Origin of the sequence: Olsenella uli, assembly GCF_016900775.1 — a bacterium.
GTDB classification, from domain to species: Bacteria; Actinomycetota; Coriobacteriia; order Coriobacteriales; family Atopobiaceae; genus Thermophilibacter; species Thermophilibacter uli_A.
The window spans coordinates 13548-38300 of sequence record NZ_JACJKN010000007.1 but is presented as its reverse complement, the minus strand read 5'-3'; the positions used below and the strand labels follow the sequence as shown (position 1 = coordinate 38300).

Annotated in this window: 20 protein-coding genes; 15 read left to right on the top strand and 5 right to left on the bottom strand. The window is 57.8% G+C overall.

Annotation, left to right across the window (positions count from 1 at the left end; all coding sequences use genetic code 11):
- Positions 1-19: 19 nt before the first annotated feature.
- From H6A23_RS05765 to H6A23_RS05725, 9 genes are read left to right on the top strand one after another with little or no spacing between them, the layout of a single operon-like run.
- On the top strand, positions 20-364 hold the full coding sequence (locus H6A23_RS05765; protein WP_204831250.1) for a sugar transferase: 345 nt from the start codon (positions 20-22) through the stop codon (positions 362-364).
- Positions 361-1584, top strand: coding sequence for a glycosyltransferase family 4 protein (locus H6A23_RS11690; RefSeq protein WP_204831249.1), 1224 nt, complete (start codon positions 361-363; stop codon positions 1582-1584). Before H6A23_RS05765 ends, H6A23_RS11690 begins: the two co-directional genes overlap by 4 nt.
- On the top strand, positions 1574-2629 hold the full coding sequence (locus tag H6A23_RS05755; RefSeq protein WP_204831248.1) for a polysaccharide biosynthesis protein: 1056 nt from the start codon (positions 1574-1576) through the stop codon (positions 2627-2629). Before H6A23_RS11690 ends, H6A23_RS05755 begins: the two co-directional genes overlap by 11 nt.
- Entirely contained in the window at positions 2629-3819 is a 1191-nt protein-coding gene (locus H6A23_RS05750) for a polysaccharide biosynthesis C-terminal domain-containing protein (protein ID WP_204831247.1), read from the top strand. Before H6A23_RS05755 ends, H6A23_RS05750 begins: the two co-directional genes overlap by 1 nt.
- Positions 3779-5059 carry a hypothetical protein gene (locus H6A23_RS05745; protein ID WP_204831246.1) on the top strand — a complete coding sequence of 427 codons (1281 nt, stop codon included), beginning with the start codon at positions 3779-3781 and terminating at the stop codon, positions 5057-5059. Before H6A23_RS05750 ends, H6A23_RS05745 begins: the two co-directional genes overlap by 41 nt.
- 16 nt (positions 5060-5075) lie before the next feature.
- Entirely contained in the window at positions 5076-6416 is a 1341-nt protein-coding gene (locus H6A23_RS05740) for a hypothetical protein (protein WP_204831245.1), read from the top strand.
- Positions 6397-7635 carry a glycosyltransferase family 4 protein gene (locus H6A23_RS05735; protein ID WP_204831244.1) on the top strand — a complete coding sequence of 413 codons (1239 nt, stop codon included), beginning with the start codon at positions 6397-6399 and terminating at the stop codon, positions 7633-7635. Before H6A23_RS05740 ends, H6A23_RS05735 begins: the two co-directional genes overlap by 20 nt.
- Positions 7628-8635, top strand: a complete 1008-nt coding sequence (locus H6A23_RS05730; protein WP_204831243.1) for a hypothetical protein — start codon at positions 7628-7630, stop codon at positions 8633-8635. Before H6A23_RS05735 ends, H6A23_RS05730 begins: the two co-directional genes overlap by 8 nt.
- A gap of 23 nt (positions 8636-8658) precedes the next feature.
- Positions 8659-9819 (top strand): UDP-N-acetyl glucosamine 2-epimerase, encoded by a 1161-nt coding sequence (locus H6A23_RS05725; RefSeq protein WP_353653023.1) that lies wholly within the window; start codon positions 8659-8661, stop codon positions 9817-9819.
- Positions 9820-10460: 641 nt separating this feature from the next.
- Here the strand turns inward: H6A23_RS05725 and H6A23_RS05720 are convergent.
- Positions 10461-11705 carry a Fic family protein gene (locus H6A23_RS05720; protein ID WP_204831241.1) on the bottom strand — a complete coding sequence of 415 codons (1245 nt, stop codon included), beginning with the start codon at positions 11703-11705 and terminating at the stop codon, positions 10461-10463.
- Between the two features lie 189 nt (positions 11706-11894).
- Positions 11895-12428, bottom strand: a complete 534-nt coding sequence (locus H6A23_RS05715; RefSeq protein ID WP_204831240.1) for a hypothetical protein — start codon at positions 12426-12428, stop codon at positions 11895-11897.
- A gap of 43 nt (positions 12429-12471) precedes the next feature.
- On the opposite strand from H6A23_RS05715, the gene H6A23_RS05710 reads away from it, so the two are divergent.
- Together H6A23_RS05710 and H6A23_RS05705 are read left to right on the top strand one after the other, a co-directional pair.
- Positions 12472-13617, top strand: a complete 1146-nt coding sequence (locus tag H6A23_RS05710) for an ImmA/IrrE family metallo-endopeptidase (protein WP_204831239.1) — start codon at positions 12472-12474, stop codon at positions 13615-13617.
- Positions 13614-14135, top strand: a complete 522-nt coding sequence (locus H6A23_RS05705; RefSeq protein ID WP_204831238.1) for a DUF4411 family protein — start codon at positions 13614-13616, stop codon at positions 14133-14135. Before H6A23_RS05710 ends, H6A23_RS05705 begins: the two co-directional genes overlap by 4 nt.
- Before the next feature lie 117 nt (positions 14136-14252).
- Here the strand turns inward: H6A23_RS05705 and H6A23_RS11510 are convergent, their stop codons facing one another.
- Positions 14253-14378 (bottom strand): hypothetical protein, encoded by a 126-nt coding sequence (locus H6A23_RS11510; RefSeq protein ID WP_286165847.1) that lies wholly within the window; start codon positions 14376-14378, stop codon positions 14253-14255.
- Between the two features lie 677 nt (positions 14379-15055).
- Here H6A23_RS11510 and H6A23_RS05700 point away from each other — a divergent pair.
- Together H6A23_RS05700 and H6A23_RS05695 are read left to right on the top strand one after the other, a co-directional pair.
- A complete protein-coding gene (locus H6A23_RS05700; RefSeq protein WP_204831237.1) occupies positions 15056-15787 on the top strand; it encodes a discoidin domain-containing protein in 732 nt (243 codons plus the stop codon).
- Positions 15678-20240: a discoidin domain-containing protein gene (locus tag H6A23_RS05695; RefSeq protein ID WP_204831236.1), complete on the top strand. Its 4563-nt coding sequence runs from the start codon at positions 15678-15680 to the stop codon at positions 20238-20240. The genes H6A23_RS05700 and H6A23_RS05695 overlap by 110 nt, the downstream gene beginning before the upstream one ends.
- Positions 20241-20475: 235 nt before the next feature.
- On the opposite strand, the gene H6A23_RS05690 is transcribed toward H6A23_RS05695, so the two are convergent.
- Both H6A23_RS05690 and H6A23_RS05685 read right to left on the bottom strand, forming a co-directional pair.
- Positions 20476-21711 carry a hypothetical protein gene (locus H6A23_RS05690; RefSeq protein ID WP_204831235.1) on the bottom strand — a complete coding sequence of 412 codons (1236 nt, stop codon included), beginning with the start codon at positions 21709-21711 and terminating at the stop codon, positions 20476-20478.
- Complete coding sequence (locus H6A23_RS05685) at positions 21708-22406, bottom strand: hypothetical protein (RefSeq protein WP_204831234.1); 699 nt, start codon at positions 22404-22406, stop codon at positions 21708-21710. Before H6A23_RS05685 ends, H6A23_RS05690 begins: the two co-directional genes overlap by 4 nt.
- A 188-nt stretch (positions 22407-22594) precedes the next feature.
- Between H6A23_RS05685 and H6A23_RS05680 the strand changes: the two genes are divergently transcribed.
- Together H6A23_RS05680 and H6A23_RS05675 are read left to right on the top strand one after the other, a co-directional pair.
- Positions 22595-23647 (top strand): hypothetical protein, encoded by a 1053-nt coding sequence (locus H6A23_RS05680; RefSeq protein ID WP_204831233.1) that lies wholly within the window; start codon positions 22595-22597, stop codon positions 23645-23647.
- Between the two features lie 447 nt (positions 23648-24094).
- Complete coding sequence (locus tag H6A23_RS05675; RefSeq protein ID WP_204831232.1) at positions 24095-24685, top strand: hypothetical protein; 591 nt, start codon at positions 24095-24097, stop codon at positions 24683-24685.
- Positions 24686-24753 lie beyond the last annotated feature (68 nt).

Genomic DNA, 24753 nt, shown 5'->3' with positions numbered 1-24753 from the left:
GGGAGGGCATCTTGTGGGCATGCGCTGTACTGCAGCCTCTGTAACACCTTCCGAGCCCGAAGCGTTGGACGAGATTCCTCAGTTCTGGAACGTGGTACGCGGCGACATGTCCCTCATCGGCCCGCGACCGGAACGTCCGGCGTTCCACGAGGTCTTTTGCCAGCGTATCCACGGCTGGGAGCAGCGCGTGATGGTGAAGCCTGGCATTACGGGCCTCGCTCAGGTGGAGGGCGGCTACGACCTGCTGCCCAAGGAGAAGGCGCGGATTGACATTGCGTATATCGAGAGCCGATGCATCAAGCTTGATTTTGGCATCATCTGGCGTACGATCCGCACGATGATTAGTGGGGAGGGCGCGAGGTGAAAATCCTCGTTGTGTGCCAGCATTACTGGCCTGAGCCCTTTAACACCGCCGATGTCTGTGAAGAGCTGGTTAGACGCGGTCATCGGGTTACCGTTCTTACGGGCCTCCCTAACACGGGGCTAAAAGACGGTGATGTGCCTGCGGAGTATCGAAATGGCCAAAATCGTAAGCAACAGCGCAACGGAGTGACGATTCTTCGCGCATGGCTTCATCCACGAAAGACGGGCGCAAAAAACAGGGTGCTGAATTATTTGAGCTTCTGGTTTGCGGGTAACAAACTGGCCAGAAGACTCAAGGAAGATTTTGATGTGGTGATTGGGTACCAGTTTTCTCCCGTCATGCAGGTGGATCCGGGACTAGTGTATGCGAGGAAAACCGGGACCCCGATGCTCCTGTATAGCTTTGACCTTTGGCCTGAGAGTCTGAAGGCCGGAGGCTTCTCAGAGTCGTCGCTTCCGTTTAAGTGGATCAAAGGCGTTTCCCGGAAAATATATTCTGACGCTGATTGTCTTGCCGTCACATCTTGTGGGTTCTTCGATTACTTCAGGGATGAGCTTGGAATTGAGCCAAAGCGCCCCCTTTATTTGCCGCAGTATGCGGAGGACCTATTTACCTCTAAGGAAAGCTCCTCTGGGGCGGTAGGGTTTGATGCCAACAAGACAAACCTCGTCTTTGCTGGCAACGTCGGTGTGGCGCAGTCGGTAGAAACGATTGTTGAGGCCGCAAACATTCTGCGCGATCACCATGAGTTGGTCTTTCATGTTGTGGGATCGGGATCTTCGCTGGAAAAGTGCAGAGGGCTTGCTGAGAGCTACGCTCTTTCCAATGTTGTGTTTCACGGCCGTAGGCCTCTCGAGGAGATGCCCTCTTTTTACGCAGCGGCGGATGCCATGCTGGCGACGTTCTCAAACGACCCCATTTTGGCCTACACGCTTCCGCGCAAGGTGACAACCTATCTCGCCGCCGGCAAGCCCGTGCTTGGAACCCTTACGGGCGAGGCGCGTCGCGTTATTGAGGATGCGGGGTGTGGGTACTGCTGCGCATCTGGGGATGCTGAGGGGCTCGCAAAGATATGCCTTAGGTTCGCCTCTGACTCCAAGAAGGAAGAGCTCGGGAGCAACGCCAGGGCGTATTTCGACGAGCACTACTCCAAAGAACGCTTTTTCGACAGTTTGGAACAAACGTTGAACAATCTGAAAGGAATACGACATGGCGCATGATTCTTTTGCTGGCAAGACTCTCATGATTACCGGGGGTACGGGAAGCTTCGGCAACACCGTGCTCAAGCACTTCCTTGAGTCCGACATCGGTGAGATTCGTATCTTCTCGCGCGACGAGAAGAAGCAGGACGACATGCGCCACGCCCTGCAGGCCCGCCATCCCGAGCACGCGCACAAGGTGCGCTTTTTCATCGGCGACGTGCGCGACGCGCAGAGCGTGCGCGACGCCATGCACGGCGTCGACTACATCTTCCACGCGGCGGCGCTCAAGCAGGTGCCGTCCTGTGAGTTCTTCCCCATGGAGGCCGTCCGCACTAACGTCATCGGCACGGACAACGTGCTGCACGCCGCGATCGCCGAGGGCGTCGACCGCGTCGTGTGCCTGTCCACCGACAAGGCCGCCTACCCCATCAACGCCATGGGCAAGTCCAAGGCCATGATGGAGTCCATCATCTACGCCAACGCGCGCAACGGCGCCGCCCGCACGACCATCTGCTGCACGCGCTACGGTAACGTGATGTGCTCGCGCGGCAGCGTCATCCCCCTCTTCATCGACCAGATTCGCGCCGGACGGCCCGTCACCGTCACCGACCCCTCTATGACGCGCTTCCTCATGAACCTCGACGAGGCCGTCGACCTGGTGGAGTTCGCATTCCTGCACGCCAACCCGGGCGACCTGTTCATCCAGAAGGCCCCGGCCTCCACGATCGGAGACCTCGCCGAGGCGGTCCAGGAGCTCTTCGGCAGGACCGGCACCAAGGTCATCGGCACGCGCCACGGCGAGAAGCTCTTCGAGACCCTCATGACGCGCGAGGAGCGCCTGCGCGCGGAGGACATGGGGGAGTACTATCGCGTCCGCTCCGACTCGCGCGACCTCAACTACGACGACTTCGTCGTGGACGGCGAGGTCAAGACGCAGGCCGACGAGCCCTATACGTCGCACAATACGCGCCGACTCGATGTTGCCGAGACGGTAGAGAAGATCAAGACCGCCGAGTACGTACAGCTTGCGCTCGAGGGTCGCGAGAACGAGGCGGTTCAGTAATGAAGATTCTCGTTACCGGCGCCAAGGGGTTCGTCGGCAGGAACCTCTGCGAGTCGCTGAGGAACATCCGCGACGGCAAGGACCGCAGGGACCGCTATCAGTCGCTACTCCCGCTTACGGTGTACGAGTACGACGTCGACGGCACCCGAGAGGAGCTCTCCCTCTACTGCTCCCGGGCGGACTTCGTGCTTAACCTCGCCGGGGTGAACCGCCCCGAGGACCCCGGCGACTTCATGAGGGGCAACTTCGGGTTCGCCTCCGAGCTGCTCGGGCTGCTCGAGCACCACGGCAACAGGTGCCCAGTGATGCTCTCCTCGAGCACGCAGGCGTCCCTCGAGGGGCGCTACGCTGGGTCCGCGTACGGCGAGTCCAAGCTGGCGGGGGAGAATCTCTTCCGTGAGTATTCCGCCCGGACTGGTGCGACGATTTACATCTATAGGTTCCCCAACCTGTACGGTAAGTGGTGCAGACCCAACTACAACTCCGCCGTCGCGACCTTTTGCGACGCGATTGCAAACGGTCGCGAGTTCCATGTGAACGACCCTTCCGTTGAGCTCGAGCTGCTCTATATCGATGATCTTGTTGAGTGCATGCTCGAGCTTTTGCTGGGCAACGTGGAGCAGGATAGTAACGACATCTGCGTCGTGCAGCCTACGGATAAGGTGACGCTCGGCCAGATCGTTGAGCTGCTGGAGAGCTTTCGCGATGCGCGCGAAAGCATTTCCGTACCAGACCAGACCGACGGCAGTTTTTCCAAGAAGCTGTACGCGACGTTTTTGAGTTACTACGATGCTGGGTCGCTGGCGTATCCGCTGCATGTGAACTGCGATGAGCGCGGCTCGTTCACCGAGTTCCTGCGCACGCCAGACCGTGGGCAGGTTTCGATCAACGTGTCCAAGCCCGGCGTGACCAAAGGAAACCATTGGCACCACACCAAGTGGGAGAAGTTCCTGGTTGTGTCTGGCGAGGCGCTGATCCGTCTGCGCAAAGTCGGTGTCGACGCGGAGGGCAATCCCTATCCCGTTGACGAATATCGGGTGAGTGGGGATAGCCCGACTGTGGTCGAGATGGCGCCTGGCATGACGCACAGCATCACGAACGTCTCGAAGACGGACGACCTCGTTACCGTGATGTGGGCTAACGAGGCGTTTGATCCTGAGAGGCCCGATACTTATTACGATGCAGTCTGAAATGAAATTAGCAAGTAGGATACTTTCTACGAGGCTTGATCACGTGATTCCGGGGTTACTCATCGGTATCGCCGTTTGCCTCAACAGCTGTAGCGCGATTTCTACACTAAATGATTGCTCATGGATTTGTCTACCACTTGCTGCGCTCGCATGTGTTGTACTACTGCTGTTTCCTAATACTGAAGGTAGAAAAGCCGCACTTACTGTCGGCGCGCTAGTCTTTACGCTTCCGATTGTCATTTCAGCTATCGTAAATCTGAGTTATTCAAATATCGTTAACTCGATGACTCTTCTTATTACCATTCTGTTGGCATATTTATGTGTTCGTAAGACAAAGGCTGAATGGTTATGTAGGGCTTTTGTTTCGACGATGTGTGTCACATCGTTTTGCTCATTGTGTCTATGGATATTGACAAATGTTGCGAAGGTCGATTTACCCGTTCCGGTGTTGGAGAATGTGAACGGTGTTCACTACAAGACGCTGGGCATTGTTTCACAGTACGTTGAACCCTACATTCAACATAGTAATAGCATGGGATTCTTTTGGGAATGCGGTGTATTCGCTTCTTATCTTTTACTTGCTATTGTTGTTGAGTTTATGCTCGCGGAGAGGGTTTCGAAGCTGCGTCTGGCCTTGTTAACTATAACGCTTTTAACGACTGGCTCGACTGCAGGATACTTGCTTCTCCCGCTCGCGATTTCTTTTGGATTTCTTAGGCAAAGTAGTAAAGCAGGGGTTGTCATTTCTGTCTGCCTGCTTGCTTTTACGCTGATTGTCCTCTTAAACTACTCTTCTATTGCCGACACGCTTGCCGGATTTAATCCTTCTCTATTTGGGAAATTAACCGATACCGGTGCAGTGACTAGATTGACAAGACTCCAGTCTCCGGGAATATGCTGGGAGCTTTTCCTTCAGAATCCGTTATTTGGTCTCGGATACGGGGGTGCTCTCGATGCCTATGCTGCTTGTACAATATCGACTTCAACAGTTGATTCGCTAACGACTACTAGCTTTTTTCAACTTGCTGCTTTTGGGGTGGCAGGCTTTGCAATATGGTTCGTTACGCTTTCCAGCATTTTCGGTGCCCATCGAGCTTCATTCTCGGCTAGTCTTATATTAGCGTTTCTGCTGCTGGCTATCCTTAATAAGGAGCCTCACACTTCCTCATGTTTGACCTATTTACTGATCTTCTCCTTCCTCTCTCTTCAAGATCAGAGGACGATTTTTCGCAATAGCTAAAATATTTGGAGTGAAAATGAAGCGTGGTCTAAGGTTTAGCGTTGCGGTAAACGCGGGTATCAAAGTGCTCGCACTCATAGTCTCTTTTCTTTCGACACCTTTAATGATGAGTTTCTTCTCTAATGAAGCCGTTCTCGGTGCTTGGTTTACCATTCTTTCCGTGTTGAATTGGATTTCCTTTTTTGATTTTGGGATTGGTAACGGCCTAAGAAATGACCTTACATATGCCCTCAGCGTAGGAAATAAAAAGAAGGCCAAATGCGTCATCTCTTCGTCAGTTTTTCTTCTTGGAGCAGTCATCGTTTTGCTTATACCTCTGGGCGCGGCTCTTTCCTTGTTGATTGATTGGAATGTTGTTTTATCCGTCGGTAAAAATGATCTTGCTGAACAGGATCTTGCCATTTGCATGGCAATTGTCATAATAGGCACACTTCTTCAACTTATTTTGAAGTTAGTGAACTCTCTTTTTTACGCCATGCAGAAGAACGCAGCACCGGCTTTTTTGCTGCTTCTTTCAAATTGCCTCATTTTGTTGTTTGTCGCTTTTCCTCCCGCGCTGTCAGGGTCTGGTGAGAAGCTCGCCTACATGTGCATTGTGGAAATGGTGGCCTTATCTGCTCCATTAGTTTTTGCGGCAATCGTGCTGTTTGCATCAGAGATGAAAGAGTTCGCACCATCAATTAGGGCGGTAAAGACAGACTATTTTCGTTCTTTAGGAACGATTGGACTTAAGTTTTTTGCGATTCAGGTCGCTCTTCTCTTTATTTCATCAACCAATGAATTGTTTATAGGTTCCCTTTGCGGCTCGGGAGACGTCGTTCCCTATTCGCTCGCTTATAGAATTTTTAATCTCGTACTTGTTTTCTTTGGGGTTATGGCTCAGCCTATTTGGTCCGACATGGCCGAATCTTTCTCTTCGGGCAACCAAAGAAGGCTCCTTTCGGTACACAAAAAATATCTTTACTTGGCGGTAATCGCTTCTATAGCGACGGTTTTAATCGGGGTTTTGGTCAATCCTGTTCTTAGAATATGGCTAAGCGACAAAGCTCCAACTTTAAACAACTTTGAATCCTTTTCCCTAGTTTTTCTTGTTGTTCTTACGGTACTGACCAACTCGGAGACTTGTTTAGGTAACGCTACAAATCGTTTAACGCCTCAGGTAATTTGTTATTGCTTAGGCGCTATCGCCAAGTACCCATTATCTGCTGCTCTTTCGATTATCGCTCCTAGCTGGGCTTCTGTTGTCGTTGCTAATGGGCTGGTCCTTATTCCGGTTCTAGCTTGTCAACATATTGCTAATCGATGGTTAACGATGTCTGCGCGCGAGGAAAACAACAATGTCAATCAAACAGCATGAGACGCTTTACTTTATTGGCGGGCTTTTCCCCCATGAACGTGAGGGGGAAATTCGAAAGCTAACCAAATCTGGCCTTCAAAGCGCAGCAAATAATCTTCAGTGGAAGTTTTTAAAAGGTTATGACGCGTGTCTTGGCGCTAAAAATGTTCATATTATCAATTCCGAGTACATCGGTTCCTTTCCGCTGCGTTATGGGGGGTTGCGAATTCCGCGGTACCTGTTTGCTCATTCCAAAGGTGCTATGGATGATGTTGGGGCTGGTTTTATTAACCTGCCTGTGATCAAAGAGCTGTCTCGTGCTCGGCGTATTATTTCCGAGATAGACAGAATTCCCCGTATCGAGGGCGAACAGCTTTATTTCGTTGGCTATGCTGCCACATATCCTATTGTTATGGCGCTCCAACATGCCAAAGAGAGGTTTAAGAGCAGTGTTTGCTGCCTGATCGTACCCGATCTTCCTCAATATATGGAGCTCGGTAAAAATGGTGCCGGGATTCTTAGGAAAATAAAAAATGAAATTGTTAACAATAAAATGAAGAAGATGGATTGCTATATCCCCCTTACCGCTGCAATGGCGCCATACCTCGGAACCGATTTGGAACATTGTTGTGTTGTTGAGGGTATCGCAGACGACGAGGGCGTCGAATCCGCATCAACGGTGCGCTTCAAGCTTCCCGAGAGATACATTTTATATACCGGTACGCTGCAGTATCGTTATGGTATTGGCGACTTAATTAGCGCATTTAGACAAATTGATGACGATAGCATTGATCTTGTCATATGCGGAGACGGCGAAGCTGCAGATGAAATCAAAGCTCTTAAAAGAGAAGACAAAAGAATAATCTATCTTGGCGTGTTATCCGTTGATGCAGTTGCCTTTTTGAGAAAGCATGCACATATTTTAATTAATCCGCGCAAGAATGAGGGTTCTTATACAAAATTTAGTTTCCCATCGAAGATGATGGAATATCTTGCAACAGGTGTACCCACCGTTGCGTACAAATTGGATGGAATGCCTGAGGATTACGACGGCCTTTATTTCGATGCCACTGAGGATGGCTTGAAGGCCACGATAAAAAGAGTTCTCAGCATGGGATCCGAAGAGTCTTCGAGTTTTGCCGAACGTGCAAGGAAATACGTTCTAGAGGAAAAGAGCCCAAAACGGCAATGTGAGAGAACTCTCGCACTGTTGAGGAGGGAGACCATGCGAAATGGCTAACGTCAGACAATTTGATATTCCTGTAGCGATATTCATCTTCAAGAGACATGACACCCTCAAAACTATTTTTTCAAGACTCTCTGAAGTTCGGCCGAGAAAGCTGTATCTCATTGCCGACCAAGGAAGAGACGATGCGGAACGGCGTTTGGCTGTCCAGGCGAGAAAGTGCGTTGAGTCGTTTATTACGTGGGACTGTGAAGTCGTTCGAAATTATGCTGAAAGCAACCGAGGGGTGTACGGGAATATTGCATTAGGTGCGAAGTGGGTTTTTGAGCGCGAGCCCGTTGCCATATTCCTTGAAGATGACAACCTGCCTTCTGTATCGTTTTTCCCATTTTGCGCTGAAATGCTAGCACGCTATCGTGATGTCAACGAGGTTCTTTGGATTTGCGGAACAAACTACCTCTCAAAATATAATGCTCCAAATGGGTCGTCATACGTATTTACGAGACAGCTTATGCCATGTGGCTGGGCATCTTGGTCAGATAAATTTATGACTTCATATGATTTTGAATTGAAGAAAATGCTACCCGAGCATAAACGTCACGCTCGCAGCACATATTCGGTTCACAGGCTTTATCTACAGCAGCTTTTCAATGTTGAATACGAAAAGTCTCACAGAGAGAGAACCGGGCAGTTTTATTCGTGGGACTATCACATGGCTTGGACGCTTCGTACCGGCGAATACTACGGGATTGCGCCAGCGGTCAACCTTATTAAGAATATTGGTGTCGACGACTACTCTGAGCATGGTGGAAATGATTTTACGTTAGATATGACAAACAGATTTTGTTCGATGGATGGGTATGAGCTAGATTTTCCTCTTAAACACCCTGGCTCAATTGAAGTTGATCCAAGGTATGAACGACTTATTGAACGAAGGCTGCTCTATCCAGCCAAAGATTACATTGGAGTTTTGGTTAAGCTTGCAGCTAAACGGCTCTTGGGCTTCCCACCAGATCTCTCACTTAGACAATCTATTGCGAAAGGCGAAGAATAATGCATTACAAGAGAGAAGAAGCTGTGCATTTTAAAAACGACGGCCGCCTCAAGCTCCTCATAATCGTGGGCACGCGCCCAGAGATCATCCGCCTCTCTGAGGTCATCAAGAAGTGTCGGCGCCACTTCGACTGCCTGCTCGCGCACACGGGGCAGAACTATGACTACACGCTGAACGGCATCTTCTTCCGCGATCTCTCGCTCGACGACCCGGACGTCTACATGGACGCGGTGGGGGAGGACCTAGGCTCGACCATCGGCAACATCATCGACGCCTCCTACAAGCTCATGGCGCAGGTCGGGCCTGACGCCCTGCTCGTGCTGGGCGACACCAACTCGTGCCTCTCGGCCATCCCCGCGAAGCGCCTGCACATCCCCATCTTCCACATGGAGGCGGGCAACCGCTGCAAGGACGAGTGCCTGCCGGAGGAGACCAACCGCCGCATCGTGGACGTGATCTCCGATGTCAACCTCGCCTACTCCGAGCACGCGCGCCGCTGGCTCGCCGCCACCGGCTGCGCGCCGGAGCGCACCTACGTGACGGGCTCGCCCATGGCCGAGGTGCTCCGCGCGAACCTGGGGCAGATCGACGCGTCCGACGTGCTCGACCGCGAGGGGCTGGAGGAGCGCGGCTACTTCCTGCTCTCCGCCCACCGCGAGGAGAACATCGACACCGAGGCCAACTTCCTCTCGCTCTTCGGCGCCGTCAACGCGCTCGCGGAGGAGTACGGCAAGCCGATTCTCTACAGCTGCCACCCGCGCAGCCGCAAGCGCCTGGAGGCCACCGGCTTCGCGCTCCACCCGCTCGTCCGCACGCACGAGCCCATGGGCTTCCACGACTACAACCGCCTGCAGTCCAGCGCCTTCTGCGTGGTCTCGGACTCCGGCACCCTGCCCGAGGAGTCGAGCTTCTTCGCCTCCGTCGGCCGGCCGTTCCCGGCCGTGTGCATCCGCACCTCCACGGAGCGCCCCGAGGCGCTCGACAGGGGATGCTTCACGCTCGCGGGCATCGACGAGCGCGGGCTCCTCAACGCCGTGCGCGTGGCGGTCGCGCTCGACGCGGAGGGCAGCTACCCCGCCGCCCCCGTGCCGGACTACGCGGACGAGAACGTGAGCACGAAGGTCGTGAAGATCATCCAGTCCTACACGGGTATTGTGGATCGTATGGTGTGGAGGAAGTGCTAGGGGAGGTTCTTCTCGCCAGTCGACGTGCTTGAGCTGGGCTTGCCTTACGCCATATGGGCACTGAATAAGGCCTGGCCCCTGCGATTAAACGAATTTGGCCCTTTGGGGTCTTCCAAACGCCGGAGGGGTATCCTCCGGCGTTTTGCGTGTCAGGGGGCGCGGGAGCTGGGCACCTCTGTGGCTGGGCTGGGTGACGATGGACGTGGTTCGAACCGCCGCTTCATGAGTGGACGAGCCCTCTGATGGCGTTATCGTGCCCGATGAGCGCGTATTGGGCGACAGGGCGGCTCTAGCATTCCATTTCATATGTCGCTTCTGCTCGGCAGTCGTGACGAGTACAAGGGGATGGATCCCTCGGCGCGCTCCCCGCTCCTCCCGTCTTTCATACCGCCCTTCCATCAGCTGCAAGGCCTTCTCGCCATCGCAAGTGCGTGCTTTCGGGCGCGGCGTGGCCCTCCACAAGGGGTCGTATGTTATCCAGGTGCCGCGGGTGCCGACGCACGGTGTGACGACTTACGTTGAGTGACAGTCTTTGGACGGACGGGGCCCTTCTTGGGACCTGGCTTGGTCAGAATGAGTCACTCATCCTGGGATGTGGGGGAGGTTCGGAGCCGAGCGTTGAGGTTGATATCAGCAATTCCCTAGAGGTCCTTCTCGGGAATCTTCAAAAGCTCCTTCGCCTTGTCCGTGAGCACGAACCTGAGAGGCCGCGCGCTCACGGTCTTTACAAGGCCCTTCTCCTCGAGCCTCTTTGTGTGACGCCTCGCCATTGGCTCCCTGAGGTTTAGGTATTCCGCCACGTCACGAAGAAGCACATCGGGGAACGCGCCAAACAGGGCGTACTGGGCCAGCATAAAAAGCATGTCGCGCTCCTTGTCGGGGAGGTCGATCGAATTAACGAGCTCGTCGATTGCTGTCACAGTTACCTCAAACTGGCCCTGGCGCGTCTCCAGGTCGGAGAGAACGCGATGCTGGGCGGTGTCCACATACTCCAGCATTGCGAGGACAAAAGGCGTGAGCTCGCCGTGGTTGAGCGGATCTTCGACTTCGCGGAACGCCCGGTAGTAGGCGCCCCTACTCTCAGCAATCGAGCGAGAGACGGACAGTGCGGTGAGCGTTGAGAGCGGCCTGCTGAGGTAGAGGGCAAGAAGGTAGCGCCCCGTCCTGCCGTTCCCGTCATAGAAGGGGTGCGCGTACTCAAAGAGGAAGTGGGAGACGATTGCGCCGTATGTCTCGGGGATATCTTCCGAGGAGGCCAGTGCAATCATGCGTGTCATCGCGGACACGATGCGGCTTTCGGGAGAGAGACCCGTATGGATAATTCTGCTGCCGCTCCCGATGATGTTGACCTCGCCCTTTCGGAACAGAATGCCGTCCGGAGCGTCCTTGCCCAGGTCCTCGCCCTCCATAATTCGATCGTAGATGGTGCGGATGTCCTCGGGGGTCTGAGGGAAAATGTGCTCGCGGTCACTTAGCTCAAGATAAAGTCGTGCGAGTTCGCGAAAGCGTTTATGCTCGAGTTTCGATGGGTCGACAGATGTTGTCTCGAGCAGGTCGTTAATCTGCCTCCGCGTGCTGTGGACGCCCTCGAGTTCATTGGAACAAACGATCTCATCGATGACGAGGCTCCTGATGAGGGCTCCGGTTGCGATGGGTGGCAGCCTCGAGAGCAAGAGCGCGATTTGTCTCTCGCGGCGAAGGATGGTTTCGTTGAGAACGGAGAGCTCGCGAGGGACGGCAAGAAAGAGCTCTCCGTGAGGGGTCTCAACGCCGGTCCTGAAGGTTGACTCTGCTTCAAGTCGTGTCGCGGCGAGCGCCTCGTTTTTCTCGTAGCGCTTGCTTGACGAATCCATGTGGAAGAGCTTGGCGAGGGTTCTATATGCCATGTGTGCCTCCAATCGAGAGTGCGATTATAGATGGAATCCCACTCTCTTATTTGTACTATTCGGAGAATAGTACAAATAAGAGAGTGGGATTCGGGGCGCTATTTGTACTCTTGGCCGATTGGGAGATTAAGAGTTCCAACTCGCTTTGCTTGCGCAATTGCTAAGGTATCGCGTCGGTGGTCTCGCCCGCTACTCGTAAAACCGTAGCGCCTCGCGAATGTAGCGCCTGAGGAGGACGAGGCCTAGGGCGTCCCACTCCATGCTTTCCTTCCTGGCGCTGATCATGAGGTCGAAGTAGCGTCGGGACATCGGAATGTGCGAGCTGTACTGCTGGACTATGCTCGCGATGACCGTCTGGTGGCTGTTGCCCTGCCTATTTGCGCCGAGGACGGGAAGGAGCGGCAGGTCGAGATACTCCCTCCGCAGACGTTCGAAGACGCTTCGCATGAGCGAGGACGAGGCCGGCCCGGTGATGGCATCCATGTCATGAGCCGCGGCGCCGGAGTCCTTGGAGCAGTTGATGACGAAGAGGATTCTGAAGGCGCGGGGGGGGGGGAAGTCCTCGCTGCGGTCCTTGCTTGCCTCTCCTGAGACGGGGTCTCTCAGCGCGTCCTCGTCGTACTTTACCAGGAGGCAGTCCCCGTACTCCAGGCTGCTGTCGCGTCCCGGCTCCGCTTGGCGATGCGTACCGCGGAGCGTATGACTCCGGATTTCTGTTCTCACGCTATGATATTCATAATCTGCGGTGGGGGAGGTGCGAGATTTTATGGGAATGAGCCCAAATCCAAAGGCTCTGCTCTGGGCTATTGAGCGCTGCGGGGAGTCCGTCGACTCCCTCAAGAAAAGATGGCCCAAGATCGAGCAGTGGATCGACCGCAGCCACGAGCCCACCCTCAGGCAGCTCGAGGATTTTGCGGGGCTCACTCACGTGGCGCTCGACCTGCTTTTCGGTGATGACGTCCCCCGTCTCGACCTTCAGATTGCAGACTTCAGAACCTTGGAGGGCCCCGGTGGCGAACCAAGCCCCGAGCTCTATGACACCGTGACGCAGATGCAATATCGGCAGGACTGGCTAAGAGAGTATTTCGTGGAGCTCGGCTGTGACGCGATTCCCTTTGTCGGCTTACTCAATGCAAGGGATATGGAGGACGCTGGGAGCAGTGCGGCGGCCATTCGGGACTATCTCGGCCTGGGTGAGACATGGGCCTTTGCAGAGAGGGGTGTGTCGGGCGCCCTGAGGGCCTTGCGTGACAAGATTGAGGCCCAGCGCATTTCCGTCATCATTAATGGGGTCGTCGGAGACAACACAAGGCGCCCGCTCAACGTTGCTGAGTTCAGGGGCTTTGTGCTGGCCGACAACATGGCGCCGTTTGTCTTTGTGAATGGGCGCGATGCCAAGTCTGCGCAGATCTTCACGTTGGCTCACGAGCTTGCGCACCTTGCGTTTTCCCAGACGGGCGTGGTCCAGCCTTGCGAGGACATTTCCCGCGGCACGAAAACGGAGCGCCTCTGCGACGCCATCGCCGCAGAGATGCTTGTTCCGAGGAACGCTTTTTTCCGCGTCTGGGATGATTCTACAGGGGCATACCAGATGCTCGACAAGCTGAGGAGGAGTTTCAAGGTCAGCTTTATCGTGTGCGCGCGAAGGGCCCTTGATCTGGGCCTTGTGTCCGAGGCCGAGTTTGCCAGCTCCGTTGCGAAGCATCGTGACGAAGTCGAGAAGGCTGTCCCAGAGTCTGGCTCTGGGGGTGGGAACTACTACCTCACTAAGGCATACCGAGTCGGCCATGTCTTCGGTGAGGCGGTCTTTGGCGCCACGCAGACCCGGCGGATCACGTATCGCGAGGCGTTCCGCCTCACGGGCCTCAATGCTAAGACGTTCGACGAGTATTTCAGGGGGTATGCCGCATGACGACCCCTCAGTTCATTATCGACTCAAACATCCTGATTGAGTCGAAGCGCATCGATTATGGCTTTGATATTTGTCCCGGTTTCTGGGATCTCCTGAGAAAGGCGTTCGAGATGGGCATCGTGATCAGCCATAACAAGGTGCTTCAAGAGATCAAGCGCGTTAACGACGACCTCAACAATTGGGCGTCGGGGCTCTCCCAAATCTGCTTTCCGCGGGAAACCGCCGCGGAGTTCGCGGTTTACCAAAAACTCTGTAGCTGGGCGCGTAACGGGAGCTACAAGCCGTCCGCCATAAACAAGTTCTGTGATCCAAATTATGCTGACCCGTGGATTTGTGCCAAGGCGGCGGTCGAAGGGCTGACCCTTGTGACCCAGGAGGTATCGGAGCCTCACGCAAAACGAAGCATTAAGCTGCCCGATGCATGTATCCACATCAGCGTTCCGTTCTGTAACAAGTACGATATGCTGCGTGCCCTGAATGCGAGATTCGTACTAGACGCCGGACATTCGTTCATTTAGGCGGGTTCAATCAGCGGGAGTCGACAACTGCGCACATGATGCCCGGGCAGCTTGCCCTCGACGTGGAGCGAGCTCTCGGGTTTGGGCTACCTACTGCACCCGCCCTTCGGCGCCATTTCACAGCATGGCGTTACGCGGCTCAAAGTCATATGAAATGGCGCGGGGAAGCATATTCTCGATGGGCGAGTTGGTGCCCACGTAAAGCGGCAGGTCAAAGAGTCGCTTTGTCAGCGCGATTGTCATGCTTGCGCTCCCTTACGCGCATGGTTCTCTTCTCATTTTTGGTGCGTGTGAAAATGAGAGTAAATGAGGCACTGCGGTTCAAACAAGTGGCTGGATGGGATGCCCCCATCTTCTTCGGTGCTCCTTTGATGGCAGCCCATCTCTGACTATCTCAGAATTCAGAGATATATCTCTGAATTCTGAGATAGTCAGAGATGGGTCCGAAATGTTCTGCGCCGGCAGTTGGCTCGCCTCGAAGCGTGACCGGCTGAGCCGGCTGCTGCCCGCGTGGATTGCGCGAGTCCTTGCGAGGGGCGTGCAACCGATTATCGTGATAAAGAAGATTTATTTCTGATATAAATTAAGTGCCATAAATCCAACCGATACAGTTGCGCTCATCGAAGCGACTCACTACGAAAGGGCTAAAGCCTAGAAGAACTTTAGGTATCTTGAACTGGTGTTTATTCGATTGCTCTGGCATGGGCAACGCACGATAAGACCCACCGGCGAGCGGATAAACAAGGACCGGTCACAGAGAATTTTGCGCTCTTTGGCTTGACGAGAAAGTTTCCGCGCCGTAGGTTCGGCGCGCTTTGACTCCGCCCGGAGGCAGCCGCGAAACCTCTTCCCATGCTGCCTCGCGCCCTCCCGGAATCGCGAAGAAGCGACGCTCGGAAGATTTCGTCGATGGAGACGCCATGCAGAAGCTGAAGCACCTTAAGTGGCATGCGATGCCGGAGGTCGGGGTTGTGGTTGTGGTTGCCCTTGCCGTCGTGGCCCTTGCGATGACGCTTGCGCCGCGTCGGGTGCAAGCCAAGGAAGTCGACTATGTGAGCGGTGCCACCGTGGTCGCACAGTCGTCCGAGGGCCCGGAGCACCCTGCTGCCGCAGTCGTTGACGGGAGCCTTGAGACCTGGTGGATATCCGACGACATGAAGGCCGGGCAGGAGGCGGGGCAGAGCCAGACCCCGCAGTGGATCGTCATCGACCTGGGCCCGTCCTTCTCGCCCTCTTCTGTCACAAGCATTGCGGTTGACTGGCGTCCCAATAAGGTCTGGGGGCAGGCCTACCGCGTCGAGACCGCAGATGGCTACGACGGGGATAACACCTCCTGGACCACGATGGCGCGCGTCGAGCGCGACGCCAAGGGGCTCATCAACCCCCAGAATGCCGACGGCCAGAACATCGCCGACGGCGTGAGGGACACCATCACGGCGTCATCCACGCCAGCGCTCGAGGACGGCGCAACGGCCCACCGCTACGTCCGGCTCTATATTGAGAAGGTCAACGAGGCCGCACCGGGCAACAACGTCAACGTCTGTGACCTCCACATCATGGGCGAGGTCGGGCCTGAGGAGCCCGGGGGGCTCGGACGTCGAGCCGTGGAACGTGGCGCTGGGCCGCCCGGTGGTGGCATCGAGCGTCGATGAGGGGACGTCCGCCGAGAGCGCCGTCGATGGCGGTACCACGACCTCGTGGAACTCCGCGCCCATGAAGGACGTCACTCACTCGGACACCTCGGGTGACGATGACGCGCAGACGCCGCAGTGGCTCTATGTGGACCTCGGGGTGAGCGGGACGCAGCTCTCGAGCATCCAGGTCATCTTCAAGAGCAACAAGGTCTGGGCGCAGCAGTATGAGATCCAGACGAGCGACGAGGCCCCAAACCCCGAGACTGGCGAGGCGGGATGGACCACGGTGGCGTCCGTGAGTCGTGCCTCCGCCTTTGCCACGCTCACGCAGGGCGCAGGTCAGAACATCGCGAGCCCGTCCTCCTATGCCGACACCATCACCGCGAGCACCACGCCTGCGCTCGAACAGGCCACGCTCGGCCGCTACGTGCGCCTGTACGTGGAGAAGACCAACTGGCAGGCGCCGGGCGTGAACGTCAACATAGCTGAGTTCGTGGTCAACGGCGTGAACTCGCTGCGCCCGCTCTCCGACGAGCTGGACAAGCTTAAGACCGAGACCGTGTACGTGGAGGGCGGCAAGCTCGTCTTCCCGGAGGCCCCCGAGGGCGTCGTGTACAGCGCCTACGGTAGCGAGCTTGAGAACGTTATCACCAACGATGGCACGGTGACCGGCCAGAACATGGGCCCGCGCGACGTCACGATCATCGTGCGGGCCTCACGAGCGGGTGACCCTGACGACTACGTGCAGAAGAACCTCGTTGTGACTGTGCCCGACAACAGCGCCACCGCGGCCTATGCGGACATGGTGCCCTCCGGCTCCAACAAGAAACCCGAGGTCATCCCCACCATTCAGGAATGGGCGGGCGGCAGCGGCTCGTTCGTGCTCGCCGACGGGGCAAAGATCGTGCTCAATGACCGCGCGGGCGTCGGCCTCTCCGGCGTGGCGGACAACATGACAGCCGACGTCAAAGAGATCTCCGGCATCGGCCTCGCTACCGTAAGCGGGGCGGCTCCCGTCGCTGGTGGTATCTACATCGAGACCCTGCCCGCGGACGAGGCCGCGGCCTACGCCTTGGGCGACGAGGGCTACCTCCTGAGCGTTGCCGAGGACGGCATCAGAATCTATACCGGAACCTACACCGGCGCCATCTACGGCACCATCACCGTGGAGCAGATCCTCTGGCAGGCTGCGGACCATGCCTCGGTGCCCTGCGGCCTGGCTCGCGACTACCCGGCCTACGCGGTCCGCGGCGTAAAGCTGGACATTGCCCGCACACCGTACCGCTATGAGCAGCTCGAGGACTACGCCAAGATCATGCTCTGGTACAAGATGAGCGAGTACGACCTGCACGTCAACGACAACGACAACGCCAACATCAACGGCGCAACCTTCGACACCCATGCGGGCTTCCACCGCATCGAGAGTGACACCTATCCGAGCCTCGCTGAGATGTCCGGGACCAAGCACGCCGGCATCCCCGAGGACCTGGTGAACGCGGACTACTACAACAACAATGAGGACTATCAGGGAAACCCCGTCTACACCAAGGACCAGTGGCGCGCCCTCACCCAGCTCTTCGGGAGCTATGGCATGCACCTGCTCACAGAGATCGACCTGCCCGGCCACTCCCTGCTCTATAACAAGTACGCCGAGGAGAACCCGGATAACATCGGCTGGCTTAACGGCGGCACCATGCTGTCCCCCAGCGCGGTGAGCAACTCGGGCTACCTCGAGCTCCTTGACCTGACCGGCGAGAACAGCGAGCGCGCGCTGCGCTTTGCCCGCGGCCTCTGGAACGAGTACACCGACCCGGCCAACCCCACGATCTACGGCAACGTGGTCGGCATCGGCTCCGACGAGTACTGGGTGCACAATGCCGAGACCTACAACGCGTTTGCCAACTTTGCCAACGAGATGCGCGGGGTCATCCAGGGCAACCTCGGCGCTGACACCAAGATCCGCATGCGGGGCGCCGGCTCCACGGCCTTTTCGACTGCCGAGGAGACCCTGGGCATGACGACCGAGGAGCTTGCGAAGAACTTCCAGCTGGACATCTGGTACCCCGGCTATGACAACGCCAAGCAGCGCGTGGCCGAGGGCTACGACGTCGTGAACTGCCGCGACGCCTACATGTACGGCAACCCCGGCCGCACCTTCCGCGACGTCCCCTCCGCCGAGTACCTCTTCAATGAGTGGAATCCCGCGATCTTTGACGCCGGGCAGCCCGGCGAGAACACCAACACCCTCGTGGGCGATCCGCACCTGCTGGGCGCAAAGGCCGTCATCTGGGGCGACCAGAGCCAGAAGGGCATGACCGAGCGCGACGTCCACCAGCGCGTGCTGCGCGCGTCCGCCATCGTGAGCGAGCGCAGCTGGGGCGGAACCGAGGAGGACGACGCCTTCGACTCCTACGAGCTCCGCGCGAGCCGGCTGGCGGAAGGTCCCGGCACGAGCATTGCCATGGACGTGAAGAGCGAGAGCTCGCTCGTTGCCAGCTACGACTTCGGTAACGTGACCGACGGCGGCGCGACGGTGCTCGACGCCTCGGGCAATGGGTACACGGCCACGCTCGAGGGTGTGAACGTGAGGAACGGCTGGGCCTCCTTCGACGGCTCCGACCTCATGAAGACCGGGGTCAAGATCGTCTCCTACCCCTACACGGTGAGCTTTGACCTGCGCCTCTCCGCCGAGGACGGGGCGGCCAACACCCAGGAGAGCTCGCTCTTCTCGGGCTACGACGGCCGCATCCAGGTGGCCGGGCACAACGGCAACATGAGCGCAGACGTCAACTACTTCACGCGCGACCTCGGTTACCGGTTCCCGTCCGACGGCTCCGAACATACGGTGACCATCGTGGGGACGATGCAGGCCACGCGCCTCTACGTGGACGGCACTCTGGCGACCTTCCTGTCCCAGAAGGCCGACCAGGATGGGGTGCGCCCAGGCGCCGTCTCCACGCTCTACTCCTCCGTTCCACTGCCGCTCGAGAAGATCGGCCAAGGCCTTCATGGCGACATCGCCAACATCGACGTCTACAACAAGGCGCTCTCCGCCGAGGAGGTCGCTGCCATGGTGAGCGGCTCCGGTGACGACGGAATGGTCAACGTGGCTCAGGACGCGCACGCCGGCGGCATGTCCCGCCACGCGGGCGACGCCTTTGACAACGCCGACTCCCGTGTCCGCGTTGCCTTCAAGGCCATCGACGGCGAGGCGTTCCCCGTCCCCGGGGATCCCTCTGCGGCGCCCGACGGGTCCGGCTCAGAGATCTACTCCTACTGGAAGGGCAACCACCCTGACAGCTCGCTGACGGTCGACCTTGGCGAGCCCCGCACGTTCTCTGAGGTTCAGATTCAGTGGCGCGACGGCGGCATGGGCCGTGACTTCAAGATTCTGACGTCTGACGACGGCGAGGCTTGGGCTGAGGCCAAGAACGTGGTCGGGAATCAGGATTACTTCGAGACGGTGACCCTCGACGAGACCGTGACCGCGCGCTTCGTCAAGTTCCAGGGCGTCGCGTCCAACGCCGGCTCCGGTGCCTACCTCATCCAGGAGCTCAGGGTCATGCAGGCGGTCGACAAGGACGACCTGGCCGACAAGGTCGCGGCCGCCGAGGACCTGGCCGCCGAGAAGAACATCACGGCCGCGAGCACCGGCGATGCCGAGTCTGCGCTCTGGGCCTCCCTCATCGAGGCGCGCGCCCAGCTCAGGAGCCCGCTTGCGCTGAGCGACGACGTGTCGCGCGCGGGCGACCGGCTCGCCGCGGCGGTCGAGCGGTTGGGCGATGACGCGCCCGAGACGTTCACCATCACCGCCACGGCCGGCAAGGGCGGTACCATCACGCCGTCCGGCACGGTCGAGGTGACCGCTGGCGAGAGCACGTCCTTCTCGATAGCCGCGTCCGAGGGCTACAGGATCGCCGACGTTACCGTGGACGGCGTGTCCGTGGGTGCGGTCGAGAGCTACGCGTTCAAGGACGTCGACGCTCCCCACGCCATCGCGGCAACGTTTGCGAAGGCTTCTGCGCCGGAGCCCGAGCCGCAGCCGGGAGCCCATGCGGTGACCGTGGTCCTGGGCAACGGGCGGGCGAACCTCACCCTCACGGTCGGGGATGGCGAGCCGCTCGGCGAGCCCGCTGCGCCGACGCGAGCGGGCTACCGGTTCGCCGGATGGTTCCGCACCGTCGACCCGAAGACCGGCGCGCTCTCCGACCCGTATGACTTCTCGTCGCCCGTCACCGGCGACCTCACGCTCTATGCTGGCTGGCTGCCCGAGGGCGGTGGCCGGGCGGGCGAGCAGCCCGCAACGTCCGATTCCGCCGGGACTTCCGCGCAGGCCGCCAAGGCCGTCTCCAAGAAGGGCCTCCCCGAGGCAGGCGACGCGACGCCTCTTCACACGCTCGTCGCAAGCGCCTTGCTCGGCGCCGCGGCCCTCGGCTCCGGCGTGCTGCTGCGCTGGCGTAGAAGCAGGTAGGACTTCTTGTTGGGAAGCGGGGCGGCTCAGGCCGGGAGCCGCCCCGCTCTGTTGGGGACGCTGGCATGGCGGCGCCCTCGTTCTTCTCGCCCGCAGCGGAGCCGCGCTGAGTGAGTGACGGACTTTGGACGGATGGGACCTTCTCAGAGGCTCCAAACGTCCGAAATCTGTCACTCGAGCCGCATGACCGCCGGGGTATTCGTGGAGGTGACCGTTGAGATCTGGTCAGCGAGTCCTACAGCGACCGCCCGTACTCAAACCCCGTGAAGGGGAACGAGATGAGGTTCGAATTCGGGTGCTTCTTAGCTTCTATGAGGAGGTCGCCGTACTCCTCGGCGGTCAGGTCACGAATAACGTACGTGGCGATATGATGGATGGAGCTGACGTCGAAATACATCTCGGCGCTTGGTGTCCTAACGATGTTCCCGCTGGCGTCTGTGAACTCGAAGTGTCCGAGCACGGTGCAGCTGCGGTCGGCGAAGAAGCATACGGGTACAACTCGGATGTCATTCCCCTCTACAACTAGGCTCGTGGAGGCCTCGAAGATGTCCCTCGTCTTATTGGTGTCAATTTTGATCCCATAGATAGAATGTTCGCCATCCATCCCGCCCATTCCTCCGCCCTTAATTGTCCAGTCCACTTCCCCGTTGGGGTATGTGGTGATAGAAATTGCGGACTTCATCGAACCGTACTCGCTGCCCCGTCCTGAGCAAAATTCAACCCCCACTTCGAAGACGGTTTCCTCCTCCGGAGCCTTGACGAGGTCGCTTGCGTCCAAGAACGGTACTCTCTGGCTTGTTCCCATGGGGACGTCCGGGCACTCCCACTCGAGGACGCTTGATCCGAAGCAGTGCGCGAACTCCTCGTCATCGCAGGTGGCGCGACAAGTCAAGTCCGTGCCATCGAGCCGGCCCGTGTTGGTGACGGAGAGGGCTAAATTGCTGAAGCCGTCGCGCAGGGGCCCGTCCTCTGGAAAATAGTCAAAGTTAATGCTCAGCTCGGCTCGCAGGTCCGCCGTGATGCGCTCTGCGACAAGTCTTACTCCCGTGATGTTCACGGACGTCTCATCGTAATTTGTGATGGTGACCTGAGTCGCGCAGCCAGCGGAGAAGTACGATACCTCCCCGTCTTTCAGTTCGTCCGAAAATGCCCGATACGACTCCGTGCTGAACACCGGATGCAGCGGAGCATCCCCTTCGGACTCGAGAAGATACGGAACGCCGCTGGGATCGATGTTCGCGAAGTCGGCGGAGAGACCGCGGGGCGCTATCAGGTCGCCAAATATCGGAACTAGTGCGATGACCGCGGCGATTGAGGCGATAACTGCAAGGAGCCAGGCAGCGCCCTTCCCGGAGGGGGTCTCCGAGAATTCTCCTGCCTGCTCGGCTCCGCCCTTTACTGCCTCGGCCGCTTGAACGAGTGCGGAGGAGAACCGCGAGCGTACGCAGGTGATAAGGTCATCAAGTCTCATGGGTTCCTCCTGCCCCTGCGGTGGAGCTCGAGAAGGCGCTCCTTTATCGACTTGAGGACCCCCCGGGCTATGGTGTGGATGAGGCTGAGGCTCGTGCCTTCGGGGACTTCGCCGCGTGCAACCGCCTCGATGACGGCCTGGTTCCCAAAGAGCATGATTATGTTGGCTGTCAGAATGATGGCGACATATACGAGGAGTGCGATTGTCCGGGCATTCCAACCAAACGCGTTAATTACGGCGTAGTACGTCCATGCGAGGACGCCCCCGAGGGCAAAGCCGAGCGTTATGGAGAGGGCCCAGTTCGTCCAGCTTCTTCCTACGTAGGGCGGGACGTAGCGCGAGTTCCACTCAAAGTCCTTCTCGCCCAGCAGATCGTTGATTCGATGCTCGATTTGCTGGAGGAGCCCTCGCAGCGCCGCAACGCGACGAAACTCATGCTCTAGATACGAGACTACCGTACATGAGATGAAGATGAAGGCGACAGATACCCACCCGCGACTGTCGGCAGGCGTGTCCCTGCCCGCTACGTAGAAGTTCCCGGCGGTCAGAAGCGTGACCAACACCATAAGGACTGTGTTGTATCGGGCCTCGGTCGCGTTGATGAACCCGTCGAGGTGCTTCCACTGTTCGACAAGCGCCCCGAGCCGCTCCTTGGGCCCCACGACATCACTACTGAGCTTGTCTGTGCCACCCATATTAACCCCTCCGTTGTTTATTAAGTATTCATTAGACGTCAGGCAAATGGTGAAGCTGTCTATGGAAGGCGGAAAGACGCCTGCGGGCGGGCGGTTTGACGGCTCATATTATGTTCGGCAGGACGTCAGCAATAATTTATGCTTGGTCGAAGGCTGCGGCCTGTGGGCGTTCGCGAGATGGGGGAAGCATGGACACGACCCAGATAGTAGCGGATCTGCTGCCGGCGATAGCGTCGATTTTGGAAGCGATTGGGTTTCCGGCGATCATCGTCGCCGCCGCAAGATTATTGTCTCGCGGAAGACCGAAGGTCAGTGAAGAAGTACTTGCAGATCTGAAGGATGCGGGGGAGGGCTGGTCGTTTGTCGGATACTACGAGTCCAACCACGCCATGCTCAGGGACGGGGCACTGAAGAGAATCGTACTGCTGAGAGATTCCTGTGTTGGCGCGGCGCGGAGCTCAAAGGGTTTCTCTGGGACGGAGCTGAAGAAGGATGACCTTGGCGGCAACACTGGGGCGGTGGCCGGAAAGGCTGGAGACGGCGAGGCGCGGCCCGCGCGTCTAGGGAAGAATCACAAGATGGCTGTCGCGGCGAGTTGCATCCTTGCCATAGTTCTTCTCGCCCTCCTTTCCGTGCCCCTGCTGTTACAGCTTTGGATAATGTTCTTCGGTCAAATTTCCACCGAGGGCTGGCCGCCCATTATTAAGTGCGTGTTCGACTTCGTGTTCGACTATCCCGAGTCCTGTTCAACTGCTTTAGTCTCGGTTCTTCTCTTCGCGGCTTCCATGGCTGTCGTATTACTGACGAACAAGGAGAGAAAGTATTTAAATGTAAAGATGCACTCATTGCTGCCGGCCCTGACGGGGGCAATCGTGGTGCTGGCCTTCTGCCTAGGCGTGTCCCTGTTTCTTGAGTCCAAGGTCATTGAGGGTTCCGTGACGGCTCCCGGCTGGTGGCATATTGTTCCACCGTCGTTCGCGCTCGTTACCGCAGCTCTAGTTCTTGTGTACACGGTGGTTGTCAGAAACGTATCCGAGGAATATGCGATACGGGAAACGTATCCGGAGGATTTTTTTATGCGCCCGCTTGACCGGGACATGCTCGTATCCATTTACGGGTCGATAAGCAGGTTCAAGGGGTTTATGGTGACAGGCGAGATTGTGTTTATGGAGGCGGCTCTGATGGCAGGCTGGTCAATTATGTCGATTGCCCTAGTTTTTGCTGCGGCCGCGTCAGCGTAAGAGTTCGGACGCGTTGAGTCAGGGGACGAGGCGCGGCTGCTCCTTCGTTTGTTCGCGTGCGCCCTCGCGTTGGTATTGGGCTAACGTTCGCCGTCGGTGCGGACCATTGCGTGAAGCCTGCGCCGCCGTGCCGCCTACCGTGCGCCGAGACAGAGGATTCGGACAGAAACGGCCTTCCCGAGGGCCAACTCTGTCCGAATCCTCTGTCTCGGCGTGGGGAGGGCCTCGGTGAGGGGAGGGACTCGGCGAGAGACCTCGCTGAGGGGGAGGGGCCTCGATGAAGACCTCGACGGGGCCGGCTAGCCCCCGTTCGCCGGCAGCACGTGTAAGGAAATCCAAAAACATCCCCCCGGTGATTGACCTTATAACCCTAAGGCTGCTAGAGCCATAGCATTACTGAGGGGAGGGGGAACCTTCTCCCGCTCTCGACGAGAAGGGACACCATAAATGAAGAAGCTCGTGAGTGCCTTTGCTGCCTTTACGATGATGCTCGCGCTGCCCACCGTTGCCATGGCGGCGCAGTTCAACAGCCCCAGCGGCACCACGGTCACCGCCCCCGGCACGGGCGTCGCCATCTCCGTCTCCGGCGATGTCTCCGGTAACGGGTTCATCCACGTTGACCCCTCTGACGTTGCGGCGTCCAACGTCCCCGAGGGCGTCACCCCGCTTGCCTCCTTCGAGGTCGTCGCGGACGACAACGTCTCCTTCACCGAGCTCTCCCTCACCTTCAGCGTTGGCTCCAAGTACGCCGGCGCCAAGGCCACGGTCTACATCCAGCACGGTGACGGCACCACCGACGTCCAGGAGGCCACCGTCGCCGCCGACGGCACCGTGACCATCGCCGTCGACCGTCTCTCCATCTTCTCCATCGTGGTCGACGAGTCCACCATCCCGGCTGATGGCGGCGTTGCCACCGACACCTCCGCCACCGCCCCCGCGACGGACGTCAACTCCGCTGCCGTTGCGGGCGTGACCGTTGCCGCCCTCGCTGGCGCTGGCGTGGTTGCCGTGACCCTTCGCAAGAAGGTTTCTGAGTAACGCAGGAAACGCCCGGTCAGGCCGGGTGTCAAATGGACGATGAGGGGCCCGTCTCGCGCGGGTCCCTT

Bases quoted from the DNA above. Each gene is read 5' to 3' on its own strand.
- H6A23_RS05755 (WP_204831248.1), top strand. From the start codon at position 1,574: ATGGCGCATGATTCTTTTGCTGGCAAGACTCTCATGATTACCGGGGGT.
- H6A23_RS05750 (WP_204831247.1), top strand. From the start codon at position 2,629: ATGAAGATTCTCGTTACCGGCGCCAAGGGGTTCGTCGGCAGGAACCTC.
- H6A23_RS11510 (WP_286165847.1), bottom strand. From the start codon at position 14,378: ATGACAATCGCGCTGACAAAGCGACTCTTTGACCTGCCGCTTTACGTG.
- H6A23_RS05740 (WP_204831245.1), top strand. From the start codon at position 5,076: ATGAAGCGTGGTCTAAGGTTTAGCGTTGCGGTAAACGCGGGTATCAAA.
- H6A23_RS05730 (WP_204831243.1), top strand. From the start codon at position 7,628: ATGGCTAACGTCAGACAATTTGATATTCCTGTAGCGATATTCATCTTC.
- H6A23_RS05700 (WP_204831237.1), top strand. From the start codon at position 15,056: ATGCAGAAGCTGAAGCACCTTAAGTGGCATGCGATGCCGGAGGTCGGG.
- H6A23_RS05710 (WP_204831239.1), top strand. From the start codon at position 12,472: ATGGGAATGAGCCCAAATCCAAAGGCTCTGCTCTGGGCTATTGAGCGC.
- H6A23_RS05690 (WP_204831235.1), bottom strand. From the start codon at position 21,711: ATGAGACTTGATGACCTTATCACCTGCGTACGCTCGCGGTTCTCCTCC.
- H6A23_RS05705 (WP_204831238.1), top strand. From the start codon at position 13,614: ATGACGACCCCTCAGTTCATTATCGACTCAAACATCCTGATTGAGTCG.
- H6A23_RS05685 (WP_204831234.1), bottom strand. From the start codon at position 22,406: ATGGGTGGCACAGACAAGCTCAGTAGTGATGTCGTGGGGCCCAAGGAG.
- H6A23_RS05680 (WP_204831233.1), top strand. From the start codon at position 22,595: ATGGACACGACCCAGATAGTAGCGGATCTGCTGCCGGCGATAGCGTCG.
- H6A23_RS05720 (WP_204831241.1), bottom strand. From the start codon at position 11,705: ATGGCATATAGAACCCTCGCCAAGCTCTTCCACATGGATTCGTCAAGC.
- H6A23_RS05735 (WP_204831244.1), top strand. From the start codon at position 6,397: ATGTCAATCAAACAGCATGAGACGCTTTACTTTATTGGCGGGCTTTTC.
- H6A23_RS05675 (WP_204831232.1), top strand. From the start codon at position 24,095: ATGAAGAAGCTCGTGAGTGCCTTTGCTGCCTTTACGATGATGCTCGCG.
- H6A23_RS05765 (WP_204831250.1), top strand. From the start codon at position 20: ATGCGCTGTACTGCAGCCTCTGTAACACCTTCCGAGCCCGAAGCGTTG.